This window comes from Teredinibacter franksiae, assembly GCF_014218805.1.
Taxonomy (GTDB): Bacteria; Pseudomonadota; Gammaproteobacteria; order Pseudomonadales; family Cellvibrionaceae; genus Teredinibacter; species Teredinibacter franksiae.
This window is the reverse complement of sequence record NZ_JACJUV010000001.1, coordinates 986305-1001197: the sequence shown is the minus strand read 5'-3', so window position 1 is coordinate 1001197 and position 14893 is coordinate 986305. Positions and strand designations below refer to the sequence as shown.

The 14893-nt window shown below is 48.3% G+C and carries 10 protein-coding genes; 5 read left to right on the top strand and 5 right to left on the bottom strand.

Annotated features, from left to right (window positions below; translation table 11 throughout):
• The first annotated feature begins 40 nt into the window (after positions 1-40).
• Together H5336_RS04000 and H5336_RS03995 are read left to right on the top strand one after the other, a co-directional pair.
• The gene (locus tag H5336_RS04000) at positions 41-1072 is read left to right on the top strand and encodes a DmsE family decaheme c-type cytochrome (RefSeq protein WP_185231630.1); all 1032 of its coding nucleotides are present in this window, start codon (positions 41-43) and stop codon (positions 1070-1072) included.
• A 9-nt stretch (positions 1073-1081) separates the two neighbouring features.
• Positions 1082-3190: an MtrB/PioB family decaheme-associated outer membrane protein gene (locus tag H5336_RS03995; RefSeq protein WP_185231628.1), complete on the top strand. Its 2109-nt coding sequence runs from the start codon at positions 1082-1084 to the stop codon at positions 3188-3190.
• Positions 3191-3295: 105 nt separating this feature from the next.
• Here H5336_RS03995 and H5336_RS03990 read toward each other — a convergent pair whose 3' ends face one another.
• The 4 genes from H5336_RS03990 to H5336_RS03975 all read right to left on the bottom strand — a co-directional run bounded on the left by H5336_RS03990 (position 3296) and on the right by H5336_RS03975 (position 10365).
• The gene (locus tag H5336_RS03990) at positions 3296-5140 is read right to left on the bottom strand and encodes an ABC transporter ATP-binding protein (RefSeq protein ID WP_185231626.1); all 1845 of its coding nucleotides are present in this window, start codon (positions 5138-5140) and stop codon (positions 3296-3298) included.
• Between the two features lie 10 nt (positions 5141-5150).
• Positions 5151-6164, bottom strand: coding sequence for an ABC transporter permease (locus tag H5336_RS03985; RefSeq protein ID WP_185231624.1), 1014 nt, complete (start codon positions 6162-6164; stop codon positions 5151-5153).
• 121 nt (positions 6165-6285) lie between these two features.
• Complete coding sequence (locus H5336_RS03980) at positions 6286-7692, bottom strand: CmpA/NrtA family ABC transporter substrate-binding protein (protein ID WP_185231622.1); 1407 nt, start codon at positions 7690-7692, stop codon at positions 6286-6288.
• 693 nt (positions 7693-8385) lie between these two features.
• A complete protein-coding gene (locus H5336_RS03975; protein WP_185231620.1) occupies positions 8386-10365 on the bottom strand; it encodes a VacB/RNase II family 3'-5' exoribonuclease in 1980 nt (659 codons plus the stop codon).
• 179 nt (positions 10366-10544) lie between these two features.
• Here H5336_RS03975 and H5336_RS03970 point away from each other — a divergent pair, with 179 nt between their 5' ends.
• On the top strand, positions 10545-12179 hold the full coding sequence (locus tag H5336_RS03970; protein ID WP_246439020.1) for a succinylglutamate desuccinylase/aspartoacylase family protein: 1635 nt from the start codon (positions 10545-10547) through the stop codon (positions 12177-12179).
• A gap of 95 nt (positions 12180-12274) precedes the next feature.
• On the opposite strand, the gene H5336_RS03965 is transcribed toward H5336_RS03970, so the two are convergent.
• Positions 12275-13342 (bottom strand): glycosyl hydrolase, encoded by a 1068-nt coding sequence (locus tag H5336_RS03965; protein WP_185231618.1) that lies wholly within the window; start codon positions 13340-13342, stop codon positions 12275-12277.
• A 600-nt stretch (positions 13343-13942) separates the two neighbouring features.
• On the opposite strand from H5336_RS03965, the gene H5336_RS03960 reads away from it, so the two are divergent.
• Complete coding sequence (locus H5336_RS03960; protein ID WP_185231616.1) at positions 13943-14413, top strand: type IV pilin protein; 471 nt, start codon at positions 13943-13945, stop codon at positions 14411-14413.
• Complete coding sequence (locus H5336_RS03955) at positions 14404-14880, top strand: hypothetical protein (protein ID WP_185231614.1); 477 nt, start codon at positions 14404-14406, stop codon at positions 14878-14880. The genes H5336_RS03960 and H5336_RS03955 overlap by 10 nt, the downstream gene beginning before the upstream one ends.
• The last annotated feature ends 13 nt before the right edge of the window (positions 14881-14893 follow it).

Sequence of the window (14893 nt, the reverse complement as noted above, 5' to 3'; positions counted from 1 at the left end):
GAAAGCTGCCGTCCAATGTGAACCCAAAGGAGCTAGGCCGTTGCATTCGAATTTGCATTTCTTTTCTCTTGCCCTTAAGCGCGCTTTTTTGGCGTTGCTTTTTATTCCTCTTTTTACTTTTGCGGCGGCCGAAATAGACGAGAAGCGTGTCGTGTTGCCCGAAACTGTCAAGCAGTCTATCAGTGCTGTGGAATATACGCGCAAAGGTGCTGACACCTGCATTAAATGTCACGACGAAACAGCCAAATTTCCGGTTTTTGATATTTTTAAAACCAAGCATGCAAGCCTTGCCGATTCCCGAACGCCGTTTTCGAACTTGCAGTGTGAGGCTTGCCATGGCCCCGGCGTGAAAGCGATCCAGTTTATGGAGCAGGCGCTGAAAACCGGCAGCCATGTAGGCCGGGTTCGCCCAGGTGAAGAACGGCCTCCTATATTTAATTTTGGGCCGAAGTCGAATGAGTCGGTGGCTGCACAAAACCGTATGTGCTTGGACTGTCATGAAGACGACGATCATATCGCCTGGCAGGGCAGTGCTCACCAAATGGGCGAGGTCGCTTGTGCCGATTGCCATACGGTGCATACGGCTCACGACCCATCTCTGGATAACGCTCGGCAGGCGCAAGTGTGTTTTAACTGCCACCAGAAGGAGCGCAGCGAGTTTTTAAAACCGTCTAGTCACCCTGTACGCTTTGGTGAATTAGGTTGCAGTGATTGTCATGCAAGCCACGGTGCGGAGACGCATGCCATGTTGGTAAAACCCACGTTAAATGAAACCTGCTACAGCTGTCATGCGGAAAAGCGCGGACCGTTTTTGTGGGAGCATGCCCCTGCTTCGGAGGACTGCTCGTTATGTCACACGCCACACGGCTCTATACACCCGGATTTATTGTCCAAGCGTACGGCGCTGTTGTGCCGCGATTGCCATTCTCAGCAGGGCCACCCGAGCCTTGCACAAACGTCAATCGGTAATGGTGGCAATGCATCGGCGCTGTTACGTGCGGGTGCATGCATGAATTGTCATGCACAGGTTCACGGTTCTAACCACCCTTCTGGGCCGAAAATGATGCGGTAGGTTTATTATATGAAAATACCAGCGTTACATCATCCATTCGTCAACGCATTGTTGTGCGGAATACTGGTGCTTTTGAACGTTGCTAGTCAGGCCGATACCACTGAACCTACGCTTCCCGCCGACCTAGATGTTTCACGTTGGGCCTGCAAATACTGTGCGTTCGAATACGGCATTAGTGGCGAGCTTGAGTTCGGGGTTGGGAACCTTTCTGGCGATGCCATGCGGTTTGGTGAATATAATGGTCTGTATGAAGAAGGCCCGTTCAGCATTGCCAACTTACGCGTGAATTACTTGGCTGAGAACGGCCGTTTTTACGATCTATCGATGCGCAACCTAACACTGGACAACCAGACGGCTAATTTTACTGGTGGGCTACAGGGGCGCTACGAATATTTTCTAGATTACAGCGAATTAATGCATACCCGTGGGTTGGGGTTGAGTTCAATTTTCACTAATAATGGCAGCGCACAATTACAGTTGCCCGAAAATTGGGTACCTGTTGGTCAAAGCAGTGACATAAGCACCGAGCTTTCTTCCGTAGATTTACAAACTCAGCGTAAGCGTATCAATATGGGCGCCTTGTATATACCTGCGCATAAATGGGAAACCGCTATTGATTTTCGTCGTGACATTCGTGACGGCAATAAGCGTAATGCAGGTGCTTTTTTCTTTAATAGCGTGCAAATGCTGGAGCCGGTTGACTATGTGACCGATGAGTTGGAGTTGTCTGCCACCTATACTGACCGCAACCTGCAGTCTCGTTTAACCTTTTATGGCTCCCAATTTAAAAATGAAAATGAGTCGTTAACCTGGTCGAATGCCTTCGGGCCAATTGCTAGTGGTGCTGATCAGGGGCAGTTGGCCCTACCGCCCGACAATCAGTTTCAGCAGCTGCGCTTGACGGCAGGTTATCACCTTGGAAACAGCCGAATTAATGCTGATATTGCCCGTGGTAGTATGAGTCAGACTTCGGAGTTGCTGGCACCCACGCTTAACCAAGGTTTACTCGTACAGCTACCGCAGGATGCCGGCGAACTAAAAGTGGATACCCTAACGGGTTCCCTGCGGCTAAATTCCACACTAAATCGTAAAGTGCAGGTGAAAGCTTTTTACCGCATTGATGAACGCGATAACAAAACCCAAAGCCAGTTGTTTAATTGGGTAACTACGGATGCATATCCCGGCGTAACTAGGCGGAATTTGCCCTATAGTTTTCGCAATCAGAGCTGGGGGGTGGAATCGGTTTTACGCCCAAGTCGGCCGGCAAAAATTAGTGTTGGCTATGATTTTTCTGTACGAGAACGAAGCTATCAAGACGTTGAAAAAACGGAAGAAGATTCTGGTTGGGGGAAAGTGAGGGTTAAAGTTGGCAGTAAAATGGACTTGCAGTTTCGGCTTTCCAATTCTCGTAGAGAGGCGTCCGGTTTTAATCCTGTCGCTGACATTGAACCAGCCCAAAATCCCTTGATGCGCAAATACAATATGGCGGATAGAGATCGAATAAAAGGTTATGCCGGAGCAAGTTTTTTTATTCATGAAAGGGTGGCGCTGGATATTTTTGTGGATTCGTCTCGCGATCACTACAAAAATTCACCTGTTGGTCTTACCGAGGCGAGAGATCTAACGCGCAATGCGGATTTAACCGTAGTGCTAACCGATAAGCTTAATTTTCATTTTTTTGGCACACGTGAAAAAATCGTATCCAAGCAAGCGGGAAGCGAAAGCTATTCTGCAGCCGATTGGTTTGCGCACAATGAAGATATTGTGAAAACTGTGGGTGGGGGTGTGAACTATAGTCTGATGGGCGACAGGGTAAAACTTGGGATGGATTATATGCACAGCGATTCAGCCGGCAATATTCGTGTGGACACCTATGTACTCAGCGATCCTTATCCGCAGCTCACCACGGACTATAAAACACTGAATACATTCGCAGAATACGCAATAAACGAAAATCTATTCGTTAAGGGCTCTCTTGCCTATGAAAGCTATGTGGTGGACGATTGGCAAATGGCTGGATTGGCGGTGGATGAGTTGGTGAATGTCATTAGTCTTGGTTACAATGCCGAAGACTATGACGTTGTAGCTACAATGATGTCTGTGCACTATCGTTTTTAGCATTTTTGGTTTCTACTAAACGCTTGTTAGGCGCGTGAGCGATGGGCGACGACAATACAAAAAGCGCATTGTTTTGACAATGCGCTTTTTCTGATCTAGACAGCTTTATGCTGTAGCCATTTCCTTCGTTTCCTTTGTCTGCGGTAGCCCTGTGACGGTTTCGAGGTTAATTGATTCAATATCAGCGACTTCTTCTCTGCTGAGGGAGACGGGTTTGTCATCTTCGTGGGCGTGATCACATTCTTCAAGGAAGGTGAGTAGTTCTTCGCGATAGCGGTAATAGTCTGGATGCTCAAGTAGTTGCTTACGTGTACGTGGCCTAGGTAAATTGACTTCCATAACTTTACCCACTTTGGCGTTGGGTCCATTGGTCATCATCACTACACGGTCTGCCAGTAAAATGGCTTCGTCCACATCGTGAGTAACACATACAGCGGTTACTTGCGTGCGTTTCCATACTTCCATTAGCACTTCCTGTAACTCCCAGCGTGTGAGAGAGTCAAGCATGCCGAAAGGCTCGTCGAGCAATAATAGTTTTGGCGAAAGAGCAAAGGCTCGGGCGATACCGACGCGTTGTTTCATACCATTGGAGAGTTCGGCAGCCTTTTTATTCATGGAGTCAGCAAGGCCAACACGCGAAAGATAGTATTCAACAATTTCTTTACGTTCTTTTCTGCTGCCATGGGGGTATACCCGTTCTACGCCCAGCATCACGTTTTCACGGGCGGTTAACCAGGGGAATAAGCTAGGAGCCTGGAAGACTACACCACGATCTGGTCCGGCGTTGGTGACTTCTTTGTCATCGAGAATAATACCGCCGCCGGTTATGTCATTTAGGCCTGCAACCATGCTGAGCACTGTTGATTTTCCGCACCCGGAGTGTCCTATCAGTGAGATGAATTCCCCCTTCTTCATGTTGAGGTCGAATTTATCTACAACGGTTAATGGCCCTTTAGGTGTTGGGTAAACTTTTGTTACCTTGGAAAATTCCACGTATTTTTCTATGTGTTGGGTATGGTGTTGTGCTGCAATTTCTGCTGTAGCGTTTGGAAATTGCGCTACGCGACCTTTTTCACTCGCGGGAACTTGGGCTGCTTTTATCGATTCTTTGGATGGTAAGCGCGCGGTGTTGGGTTGAATATTGGGTAATATTAGTGAGTCGTCGGTATTAGCGGCTTCCATACCCACTTTCATCAGGTATTGGGTAATCTCCTTACGAAGAAATTTAAATTCGTCGTTATGGTTCATTTGCGTGCGGTCGCGTGGACGGGGAATGTTGATCTTAAATTCGGGGCCTAGTGATGCGCGTGGGCCAGGATTTAGGGGTATAACCCGGTCAGCCAATAGAATGGCTTCATCTACATCATTGGTGATAAGTACGATGGTTTTCTTTTCTTTTTGCGAGATAACTTCAATTTCATCTTGAAGTTTTGCGCGGGTTAGCGCATCCAAAGCAGAGAGTGGTTCGTCGAGCAGCAGTAATTCGGGTTGCATGGAGAGTGCACGAGCAACCGAAACACGCTGCCGCATACCACCAGATAATTCTGCGGGACGGCGATCTACTGCGTGCGACAACCCTACCATGTCGATATATCGGCGAATATGCTCTACCCGTTTTTTCTTTGGCCAGTCTTTAAAAACTTGGTTTACCGCCAGCTCGATATTACCGAACACTGTTAGCCAAGGCATAAGTGAGTAATTCTGAAAGACAAGCCCGCGCTTTGGGCTAGGCCCGGTTACGGGCTTTCCTTTGAATACAACCTCACCACTATCGGGTTTGATTAACCCAGCAATAGAAGAGATCAACGTTGTTTTACCGCTTCCTGAAAAGCCTACGATTGCGACAAACTCTCCGTCTTCAATTTCCAAATTTATATTGGCCAAAACTTCGGTAATGTTTTTACCGGAGCCGTAATTTTTGCAGACGTCTTTGAACTGTAAAAATGACATAGTAGAGCTCCTAGCGTTTATCGCCGAAGGTAAATAAATTTTGCAGGGTGAACATTATGCGGTCTAACAGAAAGCCGATAATGCCAATGGTGAGTACGGCAACCATGATACGTCCTAGCGAGTTGGAGCTGCCGTTCTGGAACTCATCCCATACAAACTTTCCTAGGCCAGGGTTTTGCGCCAGCATTTCTGCGGCTATTAATACCATCCAACCAACGCCTAGGGAAAGCCGTAGACCGGTAAAGATAAGCGGCAACGAAGAGGGCAGTACCAGTTTGGTGATTTTTGTGAACCAGCCTAGCTGTAATACCTTTCCTACATTCATCAAATCTTTGTCGATGGAGGAAACACCAAGGGCGGTATTGATGAGTGTTGGCCACAGCGAGCAAAGGGTTACGGTAATAGCTGAGTTTAAAAATGATTTACTGAACCAAGACGAGTCTGATGTGACATAGGTTGCGCTTACAATCATGGTGACGATGGGTAGCCATGCAAGCGGTGAAACTGGTTTGAATAGTTGTATTATGGGGTTCATGGCCGTATTAAATGTGTTGCTTAATCCGCAGAATATGCCCAGCGGAACCGCAACAATAGTTGCCAGTAAAAACCCCATAAAAACAGTTTTTATGCTCGTCCAAATCTGGTCGATATATGTGGGAGAACCGGTGTAACTACGCCATTTTACTTTTTCCAGCTTTCCCTGCGCTTCGTATTTTGTATTGCGCTTCTCTTGGCGGTCATAAAATTCGGCTTGTTTTTCCCGTTGGTATTTGTGGTCTTGCCAGAGGCCTTGTGCCTGCTCAAATACTTGGGTTGGGCCCGGTATGGTGCCTAAGCTGGTTACCACCTTGCTCGACATTTGCCCCCATAAAGCTATAAAAATAGCAAAAGCTATGATGGGTATGCCCATTGCTATCCAAAGTTGCTTTGCCTGTTCTTTTGGATCCTCGCCTGCAATTAGACGTGCGACCGGTACAAACCACGTTAAGCCTGATACCTGCAATATGTTGATGATTTTGTTCATGATAAATTCAGTCCACTAAATACAGTTTCTTCTTGGATAGCCCGTCAAAAAGAGCGGTGGCGAACCACCGCGACAAGACGGGAGAAACTTTCCATTTAACTTCGTTGCAATTTTGTAATGGCTACTTCTTTTTTACGCCAGTTGCGGTTACGACTTCACCAGATTTTAATCCAATTGGGAACTTAGCTAGGTACTCGTTTGGTTTTTTACCATCAAAAACAATGCTGTCGATAAATTCTTTTTGCGGTGCCTTGTAGCCATCTGTTCCGAAAGGAAAATCTTCTTTTTTGACTTTACCTTCTGCAACCAGAATTTTCGCAGCCTTCATGTAAATTTCGGGCTTGTACACTTTTTTGGCCATGTCGTGGTACCAAGTGTCGGGTTTGTCCTCACCAATTTGGCCCCAGCGACGCATTTGTGTGAGGTACCAAATAGCGTCTGAGTAGAATGGGTAAGTGGCGTAATAGCGGTAGAATACGTTGAAATCTGGCACTTCTCGCACATCGCCTTTTTCGTACTCAAAGGTGCCTGTCATGGAGTTGGCGATAACTTCAGCGTCGGCGCCCACGTAGTTAGGTTTGGATAGAATTTTTACGGCTTCTTCGCGGTTAACATTGTCTTTTTCGTCCAACCATTGCGCCGCACGAATTAAGGCCTTTACTACGGCTAAATGAGTGTTGGGGTATTTTTTCGCCCATCCATCAGACACGCCGAACACTTTTTCTGGGTTGTTTTTCCAGATTTCGTAGTCGGTGATAACCGGTACACCAATACCTTTAAATACGGCCTGCTGGTTCCAAGGTTCGCCCACGCAGTAGCCGTATATAGTGCCGGCTTCCATGGTGGCGGGCATTTGTGGTGGTGGTGTTACTGACAGCAGTGTATCGGCAGCAATTTGGCCAACAGTGCCGGAAGAGCCTGGGCCGTAGTAACCGGGCTCAAGTCCGCCGGCAGCTAGCCAATAGCGTAGCTCGTAGTTGTGGGTGGAAACGGGGAATACCATGCCCATGTTGAAGGGTTTACCTTCAGACTTGTATTTTTCGACAACCGGCTTTAACGCGCTTGCGCTGATGGGGTGAACGGGCTTGCCATTTTTGACTGGAATATTAGGCTTCATTTGTTTCCAAATGTCGTTGGAAACGGTGATGCCGTTACCGTTTAAATCCATACTGAAGGCGGTAACGATGTGGGCTTTGGTGCCGTAACCGATAGTTGCTCCTAGAGGCTGGCCCGCAAGCATGTGCGCACCGTCAAGCTTACCGTCGATAACACCGTCCAGTAATACTTTCCAATTGGCTTGCGCTTCCAGTGTTACAAATAGTCCTTCGTCTTCAAAAAAGCCCTGTTCGTAGGCAATGGCCAGTGGAGCCATATCGGTCAGTTTTATAAAGCCGAAAGTCAGTTCATCTTTTTCAAGTTCTAGCTCTTCGGCATGTGAACTTAAAGTTGTAACTATCAGCAATAACGCCGTTATTATTGCCGCAGAAAAATTTGAAAGTCTGTGAAATGAAAAAATCTTTAGTCCCATTGTTTAACCCCAGGTCATTAGGTGTTTATTGGATGGCGCTCGTTATTTGTGCGTTGAAACTGTGCGAGCAAAACCAGCGTTTAAAAATATTATTTGTGAGTCATGAATACATGGAGATAATGGCAATTCCCTTGCCAACTGATGGGGAAATCAAAAAAGTACTTAAAAATCAGTAGCCTAAGAGCGATTTCTTGGGGTTTTTGTTTGCTTAGGAGAAGTTCTGATGCACCGCTTTGGTGATAGTTACATCTAGTGGTGATTCAAACTAGAACAGAGGACGCCGCTTGTAGTGTTTGCTTGTGGTGCAAAGGGTGGGCGTAGTAGACACAAAACTGTGCTTGGACAGAAATAAAAATTCTTGTTTTACTTTTTAATTGTTAGTGGTCGCACCAAAATGGTGAGTGCTGGGGGTTGTGTGTGCTTGGCTAGAGGTATTTGAGGTAAGAGTAAAGGGTTGTTGAGTACAACCCTTTTTCGGTGATACGAAAGTTAAAGTAAACTTTTAAATCGTTTGGTTAATTATTTCACGTCTTCGGCGGTCTTTACTGTTTCTGTTTATCCATCAAAAGTACTTTTCTTTTGAGTGATTTCTTTCTTTTTTTTGTTTTTAACCCTTATGCTGTCGGTATGGAGGTGGAGAGCGGGCAGGGGGAGCTGGCCGTTTTTATATGGCCATTCCCTGCTAAACAAGTGTTAATCAGCCTCAGGGCCGATAACGCTAAAAGCTATTCGGCGTTTTTCCATGTCCACACTCTCAATTTTCACTTCTACATCGTTTTCCAGTGCGTAGGTATTGCCTTGAGTTGTGATTGTCATGCGTTTAGCATCGAACGTTTTTTCCTGCTTTTTAGGGAAGAGCACAAAGCCATCGACACCGGAATCGATTAAGCGCGCGCCAAAGCCTTGTTGGGTGACAATGCGTACCTTGGCTTTACCGCTTGTGCCCACAAATTTTTGTGCGTACTGGCAAATCAGCCATTGGTATAGTTCGCGGTCGGCCTGGCGGCTTTGTTGCAGTGCGCTCTTCACCGCTGCCAGGTTTTCTGTGGTTATGGGTGTAAACGCGCTATCGGTTAACAGCTGACTAATGGCCCAGTGGTTGTAGAGGTCTGCGTAGCGACGGATGGGGGAGGTGACGGTGGCATATACCGGCATGCCCATGCCTAGGTGAGGCGTTGCAGCCAAGCTTAGTTCGCTAGAAGGCATCATTCGACGCAAGGGCGATACGAGGTGGGCCTTGTCGGAGGCCATTAACGATTTAATGAGGGCAATATAGCTGTCTGCTTCAAGTAAATTTTCTGGATGTTCAACCGATTCTTCTTTTAACAAGGCTTTTACTTCACCGAGCCTGTCTTCGCGGAATCCACTGTGGCTGGTAAACAAGCCAGTGTTGTGTTTTTGCAAAAACTCACCGGCACATAAATTGGTTGCAAGCATGGCTTCTTCAACAATTTTGTGTGCGCGGGTGCGTGTGCGCGGTGAAAGTTTGTCAATTTTTCCTGTGTTTGACAGTTGAATGTCGTACTCGAGCTGGTCTTCGCCTACAAGAAAATCTTTTTTTCGTATGCGTGTACGGCGTTCGGTAAACTCGCCCAGGTTGTTCAACATTTGCTGGGTATCAGCGGGTAGCTGGTTGATTTCGTTGTCGCTGTCGCCTTCTAGTAGCGCTGTTACATCGATATAGCTGAGCTTAAAGTGCGAGCGGATTACGGCTTTTTCAAAATGGTATTCGAGCAGTTTTCCCTCAGCATCAAAAACCTGCGAGCAAACTAAAGCCGGGCGCTCTTCTTCAGCCTTTAGAGAAAAGCAGTCATTGGCCAAGCTGTCGGGCAGCATGGGGACACCGCCGCCAAGCATATATAGGCTTTGGCCATTTTTTTGTGCGCTTTGCGCTAGGGAAGATTTTTGCGTAATAAAAAAGGCTGGGTCGGCAATGGCGACTTTGAGGTGGTATTGCTCGACACCCTCGATTACTTTTTTCTCTAAATACAGGGCATCGTCCATATCGCGCGTTGAGGCGGCGTCGATAGTGACAAACGTAAGGTTAGTGAGATCAGTACGGCCTTCGCCAAAACTTTTAGAGGTAATGGCTTTTTCTATGGCTGTTGTTTGGTTTTGCGCATTTTCGTTGAGCCTGGGCTGCAGGTCATATTTGGCAATAGTGTATTTTCGCTCAATATAGGCGTCGCTCTCGGAACCGATACGTTCCAAGATTTTGGCTGAGGCTTTGCCGTCCTTAAATGGGTGTTCCAGCAGTTTTGCTACCACCATATCACCGTCTTTACAGCGTGAACGACCTTTAGGTGGCAGAAATATCCAGCGGTTGATAGGGGATGATTTCATGCCCGGTGCATCACCCAAGGGAACAACGAAATGACCCTTCTTGGTTACGCGATACTGCCCTAGGAAGCGAGTAAGCGACTGTTCTAAAACTGTTTCAAGGTCGCCTTCCAGTTGATTTTTGCTATTTTGCTTCAGGCTAACTTTTACTCTGTCTCCCGGAATAACGCGTTGCATTTTTTCTGGTGAAAGAAAGGCATCGCGACCATCCTCTAGCCGAACAAATCCAAAGCGGCCGTTAGTACCGGCGACGGTGCCCTCGGCGTATTCTTTGGAGGCCTGAATGTTAGTTTTAAGCTGAGAGAGTTGGGAGAGGGTAGTATTGTCGAGCATCGACTGCTTGTCCTTGATTTCACGAAGCCGCGATTCTAACAGAATATGGGGGCTTCTGAACAAGTCTGCGGCACGCCACTTTATTGCGAGTTGCGGTTATAGACGTCTGGAGCACATCAGCGAAAAGCGGTATATGATAAAAATAGTGTGTTTTCCCTCGTAATGTCTGGAGTTTGTGAATGATTGAGTTGTGCCGTATACGTTGCATACTAATTGTATGTACGTGCTTGCTAACCTGTAACGTCGCGGCTGATGAGGCTGTTAGCCTAGAGCAAGAGAATGCGACGCCGGAGCGAAAGACCGAAGCTGCGGTTGGCACAGTCCGCGCGGCGCCAGCTAACGTAGAGAGCCAGGTCAAAGCAAAGGCTTCTGTCGGCGCTCAAGGAAAAAGCAAAAATATACTTGGGGAGAAAGCACAATCGGCTGTTGGCACTGCTCAGAAAGCAACCTCGACCGTCGTTGAGGCCAGAAATGAACTTAAGGAGGGCGTTGGGGAGGGGGCGACTGGCACCGCCGAACCTGATGAAAAAGAATCTCCGCAAAGCGAGCTGAAAAAAGCCGAACATATTGATTTGAAGGAGGTGGTGACAACACCTCTGGCGACGCCAATGCCGGCCGCCACTCACACGGCCGAGCTGGAGCCTTTAGTCGTTCCTTCTGTGGGCACAGCACCCATTGTCGAACCCAGTATAACCCGTGACGGCGAGGCGCAGCCGCAAGCCGCAATCCAGGAGCCGCTAATATTGTTGGATAACGAGGTTCCACCCGGGACCTCCACTCGCTTGTCGTGGACACCGAATGTGTCTTTTATGGGAATATCGGCGCCCACCGCGGTGTTGGTGGTGCGTGGCGCGAAGCCGGGGCCAACGCTGTGTCTTACGGCGGCAACCCATGGCGACGAGCTTAATGGTATTGAGGTTGTGCGACACTTACTTTACAGCATTGAGCCCGAAGAGCTGGCGGGCACGGTGATTGGAGTGCCGATCGTCAACCTTCAGGGGTTTCGGCGTTCTTCGCGTTATTTACCTGATCGTCGTGACCTCAATCGTTACTTCCCCGGTAATAGCCATGGTAGTTCTGCTTCTCGTATAGCGCACTCCTTTTTTGAGGGAGTAATTAGTCATTGCGACCTGCTGGTGGATCTTCACACCGGTTCTTTCAAACGCACAAACTTGCCGCAGTTGCGCGCCAATTTATTGATTCCCGAGGTGGCCGAGCTAGCGAAAAAAATGGGTTCTATTGTCGTGGTTCACAGCGAGGGTGCGCCCGGATGCTTGCGTCGAGCCACTGTGGAGCGTGGTATTCCGGCCGTCACCCTGGAGGCTGGCCAGCCTCATCAGTTACAGAAGACTGCCGTAACCCACGGCATTAAGAGTGTCGAAAGCCTGATGGATGGGTTAGGTATGCTCGACCGTCGCCCGTTTTGGAAGTTGCCTTCCGAGCCGGTGTACTACCAGTCTAAGTGGGTGCGCGCTACCTCTGGAGGTATATTGTTTAGCGAGGTCAATTTAGGCGACCGCGTGGCTGCGGGAGAGTTGTTGGGGGTAATAACTGACCCAATCACTAATCAGCGTGATGAAGTAACCGCGCCTCTAGAGGGGCGGGTGATTGGTATGGCGTTAAACCAAGTCATGTACCCTGGGTTTGCGGCTTATCACCTAGGCTTGCAATCCGATGTCGAAGATGTGAATGAAAATGAAGGTGAAGCCACCACGGAGGAAGGCGAGCCAATAGACGAGCCTCTGGAATTGGATACCGCTATCCAGCCGTCTGTTGACGAGCTGGACAGCCGGATTTTGGAGGACTCTGAATAATGAGCACGCTAAACGAAAAACGTTGGCTCCAATAGGTTGGGGCCAACGTATAAAAAGTTACGTGATGCGTGATATGTAAATAGTTACATTAATAGTTACTTCAATACAGGCGTATGAAGCCGTACAGGGCCTTTTTGCTTTACGCCGGGTAACTCATGCCAAGACGTGGAACGCTTGTATTTGAATAATGCGCGCAAGGAGTCGCCATCGTTCCAGAAGAAGTTGTCTGGGTCACGCCAGCTCATAAACCACACCCAGTCTTTCTGATTGTCGAGCGTTTCAGGGGTGGGTAGCCCGCCTACTTCACCCAAAGCAATTGGGCGGCCTTCTGCAAGAGCAACCAATTGATTGTAGTTGTCGTCGTCATAGCGTTTGCTGTAAACGTCTGTAGCCAGTACGTCGACAACATCGTGCCCGGGGTAGAACAGTTTGTACGCCGGTACATTTTCTTTTACTTCATTGGCATTCCATACCCAGATCAGGTTGTCTAGCTTATGGAAATTTACTAGGCGGTCGAACATCATGCGCCACAGTTTGGCGTAGCCCTCAGAACCCTGACGGGAACCCCACCAGAACCAGAAACCATTCATTTCGTGATAGGGCCGCCAAAGTACAGGGACCCCGGCATACTGTAATTGCTTGAGGTGCCAGGCAATAACATCGACCTGTGACTTCCAGCGTTCATTTAAATCGGTGCCTGGAGTGGTCAGCGCTTTCCATTCCTCGTCGGAGAGTTTAGCCTGAACTGTTTCTTTGAAAGTGCCGGGTTCGTCCATGGTAGGCACCACGGCGTGCCACATGAGGGTATTAATAAACCCTTCTTCGTGGCGTCGAATGGCTTCATCGACGATGTTTTGACGGAAGTTAATGCCGTCCCAGGAGCCGGGCTCACTAAAGCCGAAATCCTGACCGAAAATAGCGGGGTATTCGCCCGTTTGCTTATGCATACCAGCCATTCGGTTAGAGCCGTTAAGAGGGGCGTTGTGCTGGCCCGTCAGTATTTTTTTACCTGAAATTTTGTGGAGATACTTTAAGAGTTCTCGAGCTTCTTTGGAGGCGTTTGGTGTAACGGGATTCTGTGCAGCCCATGTTGCTGTCGACAGTGCAAAAAGCGCTGCGCTCAAGAGTAGGGCAATTTTGTGAATTACAGAGGGTTTGAACATCTAGCTCTCCTGGAACTTATTATTGGTTGTTTTCGTGTAAAGCGTTGCCTAGCGTGTACAGCTATGCGAGGGCATGTTTAGCGGCTTCACCGTAAGTGTATATATTATGAGTTTGCTCGGCGTTCGGGCAATAATGAGCAGTGCCTATCCTACCCTATTTAAGTGAAAAGTTAACCGGTTACATTGGTGTGTTTGAGTGTGTAATGCTAAACCATTCGGGCATGGTGCACGGTTATGGTTGGGTGAGGAGCTGAGCCTCCCAAGCGATACACTTTTTTGTGATTCGCATAAAGCGGTGCCGACTGTAGCGCTCCAGTTAAACGCGTCGACACTTTCGTATTAGCTTGCTGTGCAATAAGGTTAATGCTAAAAAACTAGTTTTTAGGGTTGAACTTTAATGCTTTTAGGGTAAAAATGTGACCTGTGTCGCTTTTTGTCTTGCTGTCATCCGGTGCTTAAGTGCTGGTTTTGTGGGGTGGAAAGAGTTGGCCGGTGGAACGCTTCGACGTTTATCTGGGCTTTGCCAGATGGAGATGGATGACTGGACGTATGTCGCGGTGGGGCCGATAAGCCAAATTAGGTCTTTCTTTTGGGGGTACGATGTTTAATTTTCAGTTCAATCGTCCAAGTGCTAGTCATCCAGTGAGTCACTGTCGCAGTGCTCAGTTCCTACGCGGATTCACCCTTATCGAGATGTTGGTAGCTACTGCTGTGGTTGGCATTATTGCGGCGATGGCCGTGCCGTCCTACCAGGGTTCGGTGGAGCAGTTGCGCATAGGTGCCGCACAAGGTGATCTCATTGCGCTCAGTTTACGCTTCGAGCAGTTTTATAATCAGTACAGTGAATACCCCGAGCTGGGCGGCCAGGATAACATCCGCTCGCTCTATGCCCGTTGGGCCCCAGCATCGTCGGAAACTCAATTTGTTTTTTCTGCAGCCTCTGAGCCTCAGGCGGGTTACAAGCTTGTCGCTAGGGGGGTGGGGAGTCTGGAGGGCTGTGTTATCTCGCTGGAAACCGGCAACGTGCGCTCCTCCGCGGGCTGTATGCAAGGGGAAAACGGTTGGATATAAAGCTACCCGGTATTTCCTTAGTTGAAGGGCTGTTATTAGTCTGTGTTTTAGGGGTGCTATCGGTTGTCAGCTTTTCCTTTGCGTCTGACAGGGTAAACCGTAACCGTGTACTGGAAGGCGAAAATCATGTCACTGAGGCCTTTAGTCGCGCTAAATCGGCGGCCTACCAAAATAGTTTACAGGGTAAATCCGTCGAGCCGGTTGTTGTTATCTGTCGGTCTGATTCGGAGTTAAGCATTCGCGATGTCAGTGGCAAGTCGACGGCGGCTAATTGCACCACTAGTAACGTGCTTTGGCGAATCGATCTTCATCGACGGCTGGGCATAAAGGCCAACGGTACTGACTTTGTGTGTGCCTGTCTAAATGGTGAAGGTCAAATTACAACCCGTAACTGTTCTGCTTGTACCAGCGCTTCTACCGTAAGCCTTCGGTCTGGCAGTAAGCGGATTACCGTTGCGCTTCGCTAGATACTTTTTCATT